The 13,629-nt window shown below is 50.1% G+C and carries 12 protein-coding genes and 1 tRNA gene; 6 read left to right on the forward strand and 7 right to left on the reverse strand.

The window, feature by feature from the left end; translation table 11 throughout:
• Positions 1-10: 10 nt before the first annotated feature.
• Both B4W65_RS05805 and B4W65_RS05810 read right to left on the reverse strand, forming a co-directional pair.
• Positions 11-1,996 carry a DUF4954 family protein gene (locus B4W65_RS05805; RefSeq protein WP_088654181.1) on the reverse strand — a complete coding sequence of 662 codons (1,986 nt, stop codon included), beginning with the start codon at positions 1,994-1,996 and terminating at the stop codon, positions 11-13.
• A 207-nt stretch (positions 1,997-2,203) separates the two neighbouring features.
• On the reverse strand, positions 2,204-2,485 hold the full coding sequence (locus tag B4W65_RS05810) for a GNAT family N-acetyltransferase (RefSeq protein WP_088654182.1): 282 nt from the start codon (positions 2,483-2,485) through the stop codon (positions 2,204-2,206).
• 120 nt (positions 2,486-2,605) lie between these two features.
• Here B4W65_RS05810 and B4W65_RS05815 point away from each other — a divergent pair, with 120 nt between their 5' ends.
• The 6 genes from B4W65_RS05815 to cdd all read left to right on the forward strand — a co-directional run bounded on the left by B4W65_RS05815 (position 2,606) and on the right by cdd (position 7,464).
• Positions 2,606-2,947 carry a DUF5684 domain-containing protein gene (locus B4W65_RS05815; RefSeq protein WP_088654183.1) on the forward strand — a complete coding sequence of 114 codons (342 nt, stop codon included), beginning with the start codon at positions 2,606-2,608 and terminating at the stop codon, positions 2,945-2,947.
• 211 nt (positions 2,948-3,158) lie between these two features.
• Positions 3,159-4,547 (forward strand): glycoside hydrolase family 28 protein, encoded by a 1,389-nt coding sequence (locus B4W65_RS05820; protein ID WP_088654184.1) that lies wholly within the window; start codon positions 3,159-3,161, stop codon positions 4,545-4,547.
• Positions 4,548-4,744: 197 nt separating this feature from the next.
• A tRNA-Met gene (locus tag B4W65_RS05825) sits at positions 4,745-4,818 on the forward strand.
• A gap of 198 nt (positions 4,819-5,016) precedes the next feature.
• On the forward strand, positions 5,017-5,970 hold the full coding sequence (gene fmt / locus B4W65_RS05830; RefSeq protein WP_088654279.1) for a methionyl-tRNA formyltransferase: 954 nt from the start codon (positions 5,017-5,019) through the stop codon (positions 5,968-5,970).
• A 52-nt stretch (positions 5,971-6,022) separates the two neighbouring features.
• Complete coding sequence (locus tag B4W65_RS05835) at positions 6,023-6,973, forward strand: glucosaminidase domain-containing protein (protein WP_088654185.1); 951 nt, start codon at positions 6,023-6,025, stop codon at positions 6,971-6,973.
• An 11-nt stretch (positions 6,974-6,984) separates the two neighbouring features.
• A complete protein-coding gene (cdd, locus tag B4W65_RS05840) occupies positions 6,985-7,464 on the forward strand; it encodes a cytidine deaminase (protein ID WP_088654186.1) in 480 nt (159 codons plus the stop codon).
• A 25-nt stretch (positions 7,465-7,489) separates the two neighbouring features.
• Here cdd and B4W65_RS05845 read toward each other — a convergent pair whose 3' ends face one another.
• The 5 genes from B4W65_RS05845 to B4W65_RS05870 all read right to left on the reverse strand — a co-directional run bounded on the left by B4W65_RS05845 (position 7,490) and on the right by B4W65_RS05870 (position 13,627).
• A complete protein-coding gene (locus B4W65_RS05845) occupies positions 7,490-7,690 on the reverse strand; it encodes an exodeoxyribonuclease VII small subunit (protein WP_088654187.1) in 201 nt (66 codons plus the stop codon).
• Positions 7,690-9,078 (reverse strand): exodeoxyribonuclease VII large subunit, encoded by a 1,389-nt coding sequence (xseA, locus tag B4W65_RS05850; protein WP_088654188.1) that lies wholly within the window; start codon positions 9,076-9,078, stop codon positions 7,690-7,692. The genes B4W65_RS05845 and xseA overlap by 1 nt, the downstream gene beginning before the upstream one ends.
• Before the next feature lie 17 nt (positions 9,079-9,095).
• A complete protein-coding gene (locus B4W65_RS05855) occupies positions 9,096-9,905 on the reverse strand; it encodes a toxin-antitoxin system YwqK family antitoxin (protein ID WP_146697720.1) in 810 nt (269 codons plus the stop codon).
• 94 nt (positions 9,906-9,999) lie between these two features.
• Entirely contained in the window at positions 10,000-11,907 is a 1,908-nt protein-coding gene (gene dnaK / locus B4W65_RS05860) for a molecular chaperone DnaK (protein WP_088654190.1), read from the reverse strand.
• Positions 11,908-12,388: 481 nt separating this feature from the next.
• Positions 12,389-13,627 carry a bifunctional 3,4-dihydroxy-2-butanone-4-phosphate synthase/GTP cyclohydrolase II gene (locus B4W65_RS05870; protein WP_088654192.1) on the reverse strand — a complete coding sequence of 413 codons (1,239 nt, stop codon included), beginning with the start codon at positions 13,625-13,627 and terminating at the stop codon, positions 12,389-12,391.
• Between the last annotated feature and the right edge of the window lie 2 nt (positions 13,628-13,629).

The raw sequence follows: 13,629 nt of genomic DNA on the forward strand, positions 1-13,629 counted from the left end.
ACTTTTTAACTTAGCCCAAACGCTCAAGCCGCTCCATCACCAGCGCGGCCAACTTGCTTTTCTTATCGATGTGCTCCAATATATCGGTAACGGCGGGGTGACTGTTGAACTCTCCGCGTACATTTTCAAAATCGCTGGCCCGGGTATCGGCGCTGCCGTCGATACCAAAACCGGTCTGCGATTTCAGCGTGAATTCCTTACGGGCATCGCGGTACATCATCTCATCGAGTTCCACCACCGCCTTTTTCCAGTCCTCCACAAAAGCAGCCAATTCAGCAGCGGTAGCGACCGTCACATCCAAGCCCACCTCCGATTTCAGTCGTGGAACAATCCAGTTCCAGGCCCAGGTAAAATACTCGTCCTTCCAACTCCGATACAGCGCATTCAAATCGCTGGCCTTACAAATCTTGCCTGATTCCACATCTTCCACAAACTGCAAAACCACCTCTTTGGGCACCAACAAACCGGCCATATCTACCCACTCACCATTGCCTATGGGACCACTGTTTTGGAGGACCTGCCGCATTTCCTCTTCATTGTTGTAGCTGCCGGTCTCCAGTTTCTTCACCAAACCATTCCCCAAAAACTTGACAATACCCTTGCGATAAATGCGAATGCCGCGTTCGAGGGCCGAATCGGTTATTTTTACACTATTGTACATATAGTATTCCGACGCGGGTCCCGAAGTCCTTTTCAAATCCTCCAGGACAGCCACCCCCTGCAGCATCTTTTGAATGGTATAGGGACTCAGCAAATTAAAAACAATGGAATCGATCAACTCGGGACTCTTGCGCCGGTCGCGACGCGGCCACTTACGGGCATCTCTGATGGTCCCAATGCTGCGCAGGTTAACTGCAGGGGCCAGATAACTCTCATCGGTATTTTCAATCAAATAGGAAAAGGGCAGGGCCGAAGTGTCGGGATTACGGTAATGACGCCCCATAACTAAAGAAAAGGCACCAATTTTGGCGGGCCACAAAAGGTAGGAATCGCTGGTGGTTTTACTGCCCCGCTCCACAACTCCCTGGTGGATGGGGCCCAGTTTATACATGTGATTGCTCTGGTTAGACCCGCTCCCGGCATTCAGGAAGGAATAATAACCGGCAATCAATAAAGTTGATTTGTGGTGTGACACGGTATAGGGACCGGCAAAAATGGAACAGGCTTCGCCATGGAAGCCCTGACAGTTGGCAAAAAAGACCGAATTCTCAGCCGAATATTGCTTGCCCAAAACGGTGCCCTGCCCTACAAAGCACTTGCTGATCATGGTCGATTCGGTCACCACACTGCCGCAGGAGGTGATGAAATCTTCGGCTATTACCCCCGGACCAATGTAAGCAGGATCTTCGGCACAGCTGTTGATGCTCCCGTTGGTAAGTCGGTAGATGCCCTCGATTTCGGCGGCGGGACCAATATTAATGTTCAAAAGGGTGCGACAATTCACCAGATGGGCAGCGCGACCGATGCGTCCACGGTCGCTCCGCATGCTTTTGGCATAATCATCGACCATGTCCATCATGTGCCGGATGAGCTCGGGCCTATGCCGGTAAAACGCCATCAAATAAGCCGTGTGGGCCGACAAGTCGTTGTACATAGCAATTTCTCGTCCACCCGTTTCATTCAGCACCGCCACACGAACGCCGTTACCAAAACTGCTGTCGCCGGTAACCGAAAGTGCATCCACGTTTTCAATAAGCACTTCCTCCTCTATATCGTAGTTGGCCAGCTGATTCTTTATTTGATTGATGTACACATCATCGCCAATGGTACAATTGTGAATGGTGGCGTTATAAAGACCGGCTGTTTTGGGCACACCGCCCTGAGCAACAAATTGCTTTTGCAACAAACCAATCCGTATCTTCCCCGAAAACTGGACGTTGCGGATGTTGTGGGTACGAAAACCCTCCTTCACTTCCACCTGCGACCAATCCCCACACCAACATCCATTCTGCTCTAAAGCTGCGGTTTCCTCCGCTGTAAGATTTCGAAATGCCATAATTTCCTGTGGTTAAAAAACATTCCGAAAGTAGACATTATCGGGAAAGCAGACCAGAAACGAAAGAAAACAAAATCAACAGACAATAAAAAACGCGACAAAACACTCCATTTATAAGCTATCGAAACACTACAGCTTTGCTTATCGAGGGCAGCATCACGCACCAGGCACAAAAGCAGTAAAAAGAAAGCTTATGAAAGACCCCAGCTATTGATCACTTTTCAAATCATTCCATTCAGGATGGCGCTTGAAGTACACCACCGTGTAAGAACAGAGCGGCAAAACCTGCTTCCCTGCTTCCCGGCACCAACGCAACGCCCCTTCGGTAAGGCGGGCAGCCACCCCCTGACCTTGCAGTTCTACCGGAACAAAGGTGTGTGTAAAAGCCAGACTTCCGTCGTCCTTTACCTTATAGTCGATGTAAGCAGTCGTACCCGAAAGCGCCAATTCAAAACGCCGGACCGCTTCATTATGCATCACTTTATCCATAATCTCTCCTCTAATGGTTTCTCAATAAAACAAAATACGGGCACTAATGTTAACACATTTGCATGCTTTTTGTTATAATCGAGCCCGAAAACATTCACAAAACATCCTAAATTAAGTAATATGGACAACCTATTTCTCTACAGCATGCTTTCCATGTTGTTGACGCTGGTGTCAATAGCCACCTTTTGGCAAATTTTTGAAAAAGCAGGACAAGCCGGATGGAAATCGCTAATTCCTGTTTACAACATCCTTGTATTTTTACAAATCATCAACAAACCCTGGTGGTGGATCTTCCTCTTTATGTTGCCATTAATCAATCTGATTTTCGGCATTTGGGCCACCAACCTGCTGTCCAAACGCTTCGGACTGAGTGCCTGGTTTACCTTGGGCATACTGTTTCTGCCCTTCCTCTTTCTTCCCGTTTTAGCTTTTGGAAAGGCCCGCTACCAAAAACAAGACTGAGCCGGACTGATTTTTTTGGTAGACAAATTGACCATTTTACGACAACAAATCAGTAAACCGCGCTCACACAACAAACAACAAACAACTGGCACACTGAATCTTACCTAAACAAAAAAGAACCTTACCACAAGACACGGCACTTTATAAAACGGGTACAAGGGGCTATATTTGTAAAAAACAAACCAAAGTTTTACACAATAAACCTCCAACAATGAAAAAGAGCCTGCTACTATTGGCCTGTTGTTTGCTGGCCTTGCCTGCCATCGTTTCAGCAGAAAACGACCCCTGGAAAAGGGCCGACGAAATACTTCAAAACATCAGTGATCCTGTTTTCCCCGACCGCAGCTGGAACATTACAAAAAGCGGCGCCAAACCCGGTCCACGACACGACAACACCCGGGCCATAAACCGCCTGATCGAACGCGCCAGCAAAGCCGGCGGTGGCAAAGTCATTGTTCCTGCAGGTGAATTTTACACCGGTCCCATCACCCTTAAAAGCAACGTTAACCTCCACCTCGAAGAAGGTGCCGTACTCAAGTTTTCGAATGACCCCAACGACTACGTACCCTTTGTACGTACCCGCTGGGAGGGACTTGATGTAATCAACTACCGCCCCCTCATTTATGCTTTTGAGGAAACCAACATTGCCGTTACCGGAAAGGGGGTTCTGGATGGCCAGGCCGGCAACGAAAGCTGGTGGTGGATGAAGGAGAAAGAAGAATTCGGCTGGAAGGAAGGCATGAGCAGCCAATACCAAACCGGACGCCCCAAATTGATGAAAATGGCCGAAGACAACGTGCCGGTAGACCAACGGGTGATGACCAAGGACGGTCTTTTGCGTCCCCAGTTCGTGAACCCCGTCAGCTGCACCAATGTACTTATCGAAGGCGTGACCATCATACGCGCCCCCTTCTGGGTAATTCATCCCATTTTTTGCGAAAATTTAACGGTCCGCAACGTAAGCGTTAACAGTCACGGCCCCAACAACGACGGCTGCAACCCCGAATCCAGCCGTAACGTACTGATCGAAGGCTGTGAATTCGACACCGGGGACGACTGTATTGCCATTAAATCGGGACGCAACAACGACGGACGCAACAACCCCATCCCAAGCGAAAACATCATCGTACGTAACTGTCACATGAAAGACGGACACGGCGGCGTGGTTATGGGCAGTGAAATCTCTGCAGGTGTAAGCAACGTGTTCGTTGAAAACTGCACCATGGACAGTCCCGAACTCGACCGGGTCATCCGCATCAAGACCAACACGGTAAGGGGTGGCTATGTGCGCGACATCTATGTACGCAACATCGAAGTCGGCGAATGCAAGGAAGCCGTATTCCGCATCGAGCTGATGTATGAGCGACGCGACGGCGATGGCCCCTACATGCCGGATATCCGCAACATTGTGCTCGACAACGTAAACAGTCAGAAAAGCCGCTACGGGGTTTTCATCGAAGGCCGAGAGGAAGATATTGTTGTGTCGGACATCTCCTTCATCAATTGTGACTTTCACAACGTGGAAATACCCACCCGCATTAGCGGTTCGAAAAACATCAAATTTAAGAATGTCAGCTTTACTGTTGACGAGGTTCAATAAAGCCTTGAAGATTTCATCGAGAAGAAGTGTTCAATAGTGTGTGAAAATCCGCAGCACCCAGGTGTTGCGGATTTTTTTGTGTTTGAAAACAAGCTCCTTGCGAGTGGGCCGGCGCATTTTGGGAATTTTTACCAAAAGATAGTTGGAAGAAAAGGAAGAATCACTTACATTTGCACACGCAAAAACACAGGAGCAATGCCGAGGTAGCTCAGCTGGTTAGAGCGCATGATTCATAATCATGAGGTCGGCGGTTCAAGCCCGCCTCTCGGTACTGAAAATCAAAGGGTTGCATTTTATGCAACCCTTTTTTATTCACCCTTGTAATACAAGCAACAATACAGCAGTTCTTCTTCTGTCGACCTTTTGAAAGTTTACTAATCAGTAAACGCTTCTTTCAAAACTGAAGCCCCGTGTCTAAGCACACCATCAAATGCAGAAAAAGCCCTATTTTTGTAAAAAACAGTGCAGCATGGAAAAATTACGCGTCGTGTTTATGGGCACTCCCGAGTTTGCCGCCCACCATTTGAAAGTGCTTTTTGAAAGCGGAGCCAACATTGTAGCGGTAATCACAGCACCCGACAAACCGGCAGGCCGGGGACGCAAACTCAGTGCTCCCGCCGTTAAAACAACAGCCCTGGAGCTGGGTTTGCCCGTATTACAGCCCGAAAAATTAAAGTCCCCCGACTTTTTGGCCGAATTACAAAGCTACCGAGCCGATATACAGGTGGTGGTTGCCTTCAGAATGTTGCCCGAAATTGTTTGGAACATGCCCAAATACGGCACCTTTAACATGCATGCCTCTATGCTGCCCCAATACCGGGGAGCAGCCCCCATCAACTGGGCCCTGATCAACGGAGAAACCACCACAGGCGTGAGCACTTTCTTTCTGAGTCACGAAATAGATACCGGCCACCTGATTTTTCAGGAAAAGGTGCCCATCACCCCTGAAGACAATGCCGGCAGCTTACACGACAAACTGATGACAGCTGGTGCGCAACTGGTGGTAAAAACCCTCGCGGCCATAGCGAATGGAAAGGTGCAAGCCATCCCACAAACAAACCATGGGGACTTAAAGCCGGCGCCAAAGATATTTAAAGACGATTGTCGCCTCAACTGGACCGACAGCGCAGTAAATATTCACAACAAGGTAAGGGGACTGAGTCCCTACCCGGGTGCATGGACCTTGCTGCAGAACGGGGACAAAGAAGCCCTCAACCTGAAAATATTTGAGACCGAAGTACTCGAAGGTTGGGAGCAGTTGGCTCCGGGACAAATTCACTGCGATGGAAAAAACACCTTTATTGCAGGCACGGGCCAGGGCGCACTGCTGCTTAAAGAAGTACAACCCGCCGGCAAAAAAAGAATGCCCATCAACAGCTTCCTGTGTGGCTTCAACTGGCTGCCCCAAAACCTGCTCCTGTAAAACTATTTCCTTATATTTGTTGCATTCAGTAAACTTTTCGAAAGCCAGAAACATGCATAAACTCCCTTTTCTCCACCTCATCACGCTCAGTCTGCTGTTGTTGACCTCCGGATCGTTATGGGCCCAACGCATTACGCGCCAACAATACATCAATACTTATAAGGACTGGGCCATACAAAGCATGCAAGAAACCGGCATACCTGCCTCCATTACGCTGGCGCAGGGCATTCTGGAATCGGCATCAGGGAACAGCAAGCTGGCGCGGGAGGACAACAACCATTTTGGCATAAAATGCCATGGCGACTGGAAGGGAAAAAGAGTTTACCATCACGACGATGCCCGAAACGAGTGTTTCAGAAAGTACGAATCGCCCTATGAATCCTTTCGTGACCATGCCGAATTCCTTACCGGCAAATCGCGCTATGCCGATTTATTTAAACTGGCCACTACCGATTACAAAGGATGGGCGAACGGGCTGCGCAAAGCGGGCTATGCCACCAATCCGCAATATGCCCGGCTTTTAATTAAAATCATCGAGGACGAAGAACTTTATCGTTTCGACCAAAACATTACAGAAACTGCCCGGCGATCGAACCGCGACCTGGAAAGACGAAAAGACAGCGACGCCCTGGTGATTGACCCCTATACAACACGGGAAGTTAAATACAACAATGGCGTTAAATACATCGAATTGCAGGAAGGCGACAGCTTTTCGTCACTGGCAGAGATGTTTAAACTGAGGGCGTGGGAACTGCCCCATTACAACGACTTGCCCAACAATGCAGACCTGAGTAAACTGCGCATCCTATACATCACTTCCAAACGGCGTAATGCGCATCCCGACCACCCCTACCATACCGTACGGGACAACGAAACCATGCACGAAATCAGTCAGATGTATGGCATACGCTTAAAACGCTTGTACCACCTCAACCGTATGGAAGAAGGCAGCGAAGTGGCCCAGGGGGATCGTCTGCATCTCCGGCGGAGAGTTAAACCTTAAGCAGCAGGGAAATGGAGACGCAAAACATCAGCATCAAGATCAGCAAATACACTTCCCTGGAGGAACTTTCAAAGGAGGAACGCCTATTGATTGAGGCCGCCAGGGAGATTGCCGGCAAGGCCTATGCCCCCTACTCTCGTTTTCAAGTAGGCGCTGCCCTTTTGCTCGAAAATGGAGAAGTGGTCAGCGGCAGCAACCAGGAGAACGCGGCCTATCCTTCGGGTCTCTGTGCCGAGCGGGTGGCTCTTTTTTGGGCCGGAACGCACTACCCCGACACTCCCATTAAGGCGATGGCCATAGCAGCCCTCAAAAACGGAGAGCCTGTAGCCCGCATTGCCGCACCCTGCGGGGCTTGCAGACAAGTGATTAGTGAAAGTACGCACCGCAACAATACCCCCTTCTCCCTGCTCTTGGTCGGAAAAAATGAAGTCTTAAAAGTTGCGAACGCCAACGACTTGCTTCCCCTGTCCTTTGGTCCCCAGGATTTGTGAGCCAAACAAGGAGGTGTGCGCCCGGCTAAGCCTCAATATCTTTAAGCACTTTCTCAACAGCTTCTTCGGTCTGCAGCAGCTTTTGCCGACAAAAACCAATCAGCTCGGCTACCCGCCGCACCTTCAAACTCAAATCATCAACATCCAGCGCCTCCCGTTCCATAAGCCCCAGGGTCTCCTCGATCTCAGCCAAAGCCTGGCTGTAAGTCCTGTTTTCCTCTGCCATTATTCCTTTATTTTTACTTCAATAACCTTACTTTCTACCCGGCCGTCTCTAAAAACGGTCTCCAAGACTTCGCCGGACTGCAGGACTGCTGCCTCCTTGATTACTTTTCCGCCACAGAAGCTCATCGAATACCCCCGTTTAAGCACCTCAACCGGATCGTTCAGGCGGTTGGCCCTTTCCAACATTTGAAGCCTTTCCCCGGCCCGTTTAATCGCAGAACGACTGCCGCCCGACAGACGCTCAGAGGCTCTTTGCAACTCGCGACGACCATCTGCCACCCTACGGGCAGGGGCTTGTTGAAGCACCCGAACAGCTTGCTGCAAACGCTGGTGTTGCTGTTGCAAAAACAAGGCGCCAACACTGGGCAGACGACGAGCCAGCGTTGCCAGGGCATACTTTCGGTCACTGAGTATACGACGCGCCAAAGGAGCGGTCTGATAGGCCAGCTTATCCATACCCTGGCGATGTATCTGCAACTGTTCTCTGGTCGCCGTTTTCAGCAATCTGGCGGCCGACTCCACCCGCTCCAACACTGCTGCAGCACCTGAAATTAAAAACTCTGCAACTGCAGTAGGAGTCTTGGCCGAAGTATGCGCCACCATATCGGCCACCGAAACATCGCGATCGTGCCCAATTCCGGTAATCACCGGCAGCGGAAACTGCGTGAGGTGATAAGCCAAATCGTAATCGTCGAAGCAAAGCAAATCGAGAGCCGCACCACCGCCACGAATCAGCACCACCACATCAAAATGTGCTTCATAGGTATAAATCCTGTCCAACGCTGAAATGATGGAAGACGGCGCCTGCTCCCCCTGCATCAAAGCAGGAAAAAGCTTGCAGTAAAATTTCAGCCCATACGCATTGTTACTCAACTGCTGAATAAAGTCGCCATAACCCGCTGCGCTCTCTGATGAAATCACCGCAATGCGCTGGGGAACCAGGGGCAAATCCTGCCCTTTATTCATATTGATTACACCATCTGAACGTAGGCGCTGCAGTACCTCCTGCCTTCGCTGCTCCAGGTCGCCCAGAGTATAGGCCGGATCGATGTTACGTATTTGAAAACTCATGCCGTAGAGCTCCTGAAAATCGACCACCCCCTGAACCAGAACTTTGATGCCATTTCCCAGGGGGCGACCGGTTGCGGTCTCAAAAAAAGGCTTGATGCTTCGGTATTGATAGGCCCAGATCATGGCCCGCAAACGAGCTACCACCTGGTCGCCGGAAGGGTCTTTTTCTACCAGCTCCAAATAACAATGCCCATTGCGGTGCTCCCTGAACTCCGCAATTTCGGCACGCACCCACAGCGCTGTTGGGAGGTTCGACTTGAGGGTCTCCCGAATGCGTTGATTCAGTTCCAGCAAAGAAATTCCGGATGCTTGTGTCATGGTTCTTTCATCTTAATTCATCGCCCTAAGAAATACTCCTCCGGCGAAGCACTGTACTCTTCAGGGTCGCGCAAGCGCCCCCTGTTTTCTTCAAAAATCCGGAAGCGCTCTTCCTGCTGCTTATCCAAAAACTCCCGTTCCTGAGCTGATCCATTAACATAGGTCAGCTTGTAATCGAGATGCCCCAGCGCATTAAAAAACAACCAGGGCCCTTCCATTTCTCCTTCCTTATACATGCCGTGAATTTCGCGGCGGCCATTCTCATAATAAACCGTGTAGGCACCATGCAAAACTCCGTTCCGATAGGCGGCCTCGAATCGAACACCTCCAGAAGGATAGTAGGCCACTTCTTCGCCATCTTGTTGCCCATTCGTCCACTGCGAAACTCCGGCCACTTTCCCATTCGAATAGTAAGTCACCGATTGGCCATGCTTTACATTGTCTTTAAAATGTTCCTCCGAGATCAAGCGGCCACGACTGTTGTAAAACTTCCACAAACCGGTTCGTACATTGCCGGCATAAGCGCCTTCAGCTGCCAGACGACCGTTCTCATCAAACAGCTGACCTTCTCCTGACAGACCTTCAGCATCGTAAACAATACGGGCCATCATCCGACCGTTGGCGTGATAGCGGGTCATTTCGCCAACGGGACGATCATCTTTAAAGTTTGCCCGATACATCAGTTGTCCATTGGGATAAGTGCGTTCCCAAAGACCCTGCTTCCGGCCCTCAGCATCGGTACGATTGGAGGCAGCGCCCTGCGCCACCGCATGTGTCATCCCCAGCATACAAAACAGTAAAATCACACTGAAAATCTTTCGCGCCATAATTCCAACTATTAAGGAGTAAAAATAGAAAAAGTCTCCCACTTGGGGAGACTTTTTCTCTATCTTATGTCCGTTTCATTCCGAAACGAGCCACTTATTTCACTTCTTCGAAGTCCACATCGGTTACTTCGTCGTCGCCGCCCTTATTGTCTCCCGAAGAAGCCTGACCGGCATCTCCCTGGGGCTGTCCGCCCTGTGCCTGACTGGCGTTGTACATATCCTGAGAGGCCGCCTGGAAAACGGTGTTCAACTCAGTAGTTGCTGCATCAATGGCGGCAATATCCTGAGCCTTGTGCGCCTCCTTCAGCTTATTGAGTGCAGCCTCAATGGGCTCCTTCTTATCGGCAGGCAACTTATCGCCGAACTCCTTCAGTTGCTTTTCGGTCTGGAAAATCAGACTGTCGGCAGTATTCAGTTTATCGATGCGTTCCTTGGCCTGCTTGTCTGCCTCGGCATTGGCATCGGCCTCTTCTTTCATGCGCTTGATTTCCTCATCGGACAAACCGCTGGAAGCTTCAATACGAATGCTCTGCTCCTTACCGGTTCCTTTGTCCTTAGCTTTTACATGCAAGATGCCGTTGGCGTCGATATCGAAAGTCACCTCAATCTGCGGAACACCACGAGGTGCCGGGGGAATGCTGTCGAGGTGGAAACGACCAATGGTTTTGTTGTCCTTAGCCATAGGGCGCTCACCCTGCAACACATGAATCTCTACTGAAGGCTGATTGTCGGCTGCAGTGGTAAAGGTTTCCGATTTTTTGGTAGGAATGGTCGTGTTTGATTCAATCAATTTGGTCATTACGCCACCCATGGTCTCAATACCCAGTGAAAGCGGTGTTACGTCGAGCAAAAGTACATCCTTTACTTCTCCGGTAAGTACACCACCCTGAATGGCAGCACCCAAAGCCACTACCTCATCGGGGTTAACACCTTTTGAGGGCTTCTTGCCGAAGAAATTCTCGACCAACTCCTGAATGGCAGGAATACGGGTAGAACCTCCAACCAAAATAACCTCATCGATATCGGAAGCGGTCAGTCCGGCATCTTTCAGCGCCAACTTACAAGGCTCAATGGCACGCTGAATCAAACGATCGGCCAACTGCTCAAACTGTGAACGGGAAAGTGTCTTCACCAAGTGCTTGGGAATTCCGTCCACCGGCATAATGTAAGGCAGGTTGATCTCGGTACTTGTACCACTCGAGAGTTCCACTTTGGCTTTTTCAGCAGCATCCTTCAGGCGCTGCAAAGCCATGGGATCTTTGCGCAGGTCCAAACCCTCCTCTTTTTGAAACTCATCGGCCAGCCAGTTGATGATGACATCGTCAAAATCGTCGCCACCCAGGTGGGTATCTCCGTTGGTCGATTTCACCTCAAACACTCCGTCGCCCAGTTCCAGGATAGAGATGTCAAAAGTACCCCCGCCAAGGTCGAACACCGCTACCTTCATGTCGCGGTCCTTCTTATCCAAACCATAAGCCAAAGATGCGGCGGTGGGCTCGTTGATGATTCGGCGCACTTTCAAACCGGCAATTTCTCCGGCCTCCTTGGTAGCCTGACGCTGCGCATCGTTAAAATAGGCAGGAACGGTAATAACGGCTTCAGACACTTCCTGTCCCAGATAATCTTCAGCAGTTTTCTTCATTTTCTGAAGCACCATGGCCGAGATCTCCTGGGGAGAATACTGCCGATCGTCAATTTGCACACGGGGCGTATTGTTGTCGCCCTTCACCACCTTATAAGGCACACGGGTAACCTCATTTGGGATGTCGCCATACATGGTACCCATGAAACGCTTGATCGAGTAAACGGTTTTTGCGGGATTGGTAATGGCTTGCCTTTTAGCGGGATCTCCTACTTTGCGCTCACCATTCTCCACAAAAGCTACGATTGAAGGCGTGGTTCTTTTTCCTTCACTGTTGGGGATTACAACTGCCTCATTACCTTCCATTACTGAAACGCAGGAGTTGGTAGTACCCAGGTCAATTCCAATTATTTTTCCCATTTCAAAATTTATTTTATTCTGTTATTTTGAGTTGCTGTTTATTCAGACAGCAGGATATAAACAAAGCCTGTGCCATTCAACACAATCCCCCTTTTGGTGCAAATATGACACCCCAAACAGCCCAAAACAGTCCTCCCCTGTCACCCAAAACTGCCAAACCGTCAGTCCGCCCGCCCACAAGGCCTCCCAGGACAGAGCAGCGGGGGCACGGGTGCCCCGAGGCTGCGGACTTCAGTCCGCTTTCCAAAACAGGCGCTACACGCCTGACCGCTTCCTCCCAATCATAACGCAAGGTCTCAACCCTGGGGGCGTGAGGCAGCCTGAGGGCGTGAGGGCGTGAGGCAGCCTGAGGCAGCCTGAGGCAGCCTGAGGCAGCCTGAGGCAGCCTGAGGGCAGCCTGAGGGGGGGGCCTGAGGGGGGCCGCCCCGCCCCCAAAAAAAAAGTGGACTTTCGTCCACTTTTTTTTATCCGTACATAGCACCTACTTCTTCTGATACTTAAAAAACTGCAGATTGTGCCCCATCCTGGTCTTCTTGGTATGCATGTAATACTCATTATGTGTATTCGGTTGCACCTCTATGGGAATGTTCTCAACGATCTCCAAACCATAACCTTCCAGACCAATACGCTTAATGGGATTATTGGTCATCAGACGCATTTTACAAACCCCCAGCTCACGCAGAATCTGAGCACCCACACCATAGTCGCGTTCGTCGGCCTCAAAGCCCAATTCTACATTGGCATCCACTGTGTCTAAGCCTTCTTCCTGAAGTTTGTAAGCGGCAATCTTGCTCATTAAGCCAATGCCACGTCCTTCCTGATTCATATATACAATAACACCACGCCCCTCCTTTTCAATGGTTTCCATAGCCTTGTGCAACTGCTCCCCACACTCACATCGTAAGGATCCGAAAATATCGCCGGTGGCACAACTCGAATGGACCCGAACCAAAACAAGCTCACCGGGCTCCCATTCTCCCTTGATCAAGGCCATGTGCTCCAGTCCGTTGGACTTTTGTTTGAAGGGAATAAAGCGGAAGTCACCATAAGCGGTGGGCAAATGCACCTCAACCCCCTTCTCTACAAGACTTTCCTGCTTTAATCGATAGGCAATCAAATCACGAATGGCGATGATCTTCAAATCAAATTTTTTAGCCATTTCCATCAATTGGGGCAAGCGGGCCATGGTGCCATCGTCGTTCATTATTTCGACCAAAACACCTGCTGGTTGCAGACCAGCCAAACGGGCCAAATCAACAGCAGCTTCGGTGTGACCGGCACGACGAATGACGCCTCTTTCTTTGGCCATCAAGGGGAAAATATGCCCGGGACGGCCCAGCTCTTCTGCAGTCGTCTCAGGTTTGGCTAAAGCCCGGAGCGTTTTGGCCCGGTCAGAAGCTGAAATACCTGTGGTACAACCCTCTCCCAGCAAATCTACCGAAACAGTAAAAGGAGTTGCGTGCAAGGAGGTATTTCGGCCTACCATCATTTCCAGGTCCAGTTCTTCGCACCTGCGCTCCGACAAAGGGGCGCAGATGAGTCCCCTTCCGTACTTAGCCATAAAATTGACCTTTTCGGGGGTTATCAACTCGGCCGCTGCTATAAAATCTCCTTCATTTTCACGGTCTTCATCATCCACCACAATAATCAACTCGCCTTTTTTTATGGCGGCAATGGCTTCGTCAATGGTATTCAACTGAAACGCTTCGTTTAATGACATTT

This window comes from Geofilum rhodophaeum, assembly GCF_002210225.1.
Taxonomy (GTDB): domain Bacteria; phylum Bacteroidota; class Bacteroidia; order Bacteroidales; family Marinilabiliaceae; genus Geofilum; species Geofilum rhodophaeum.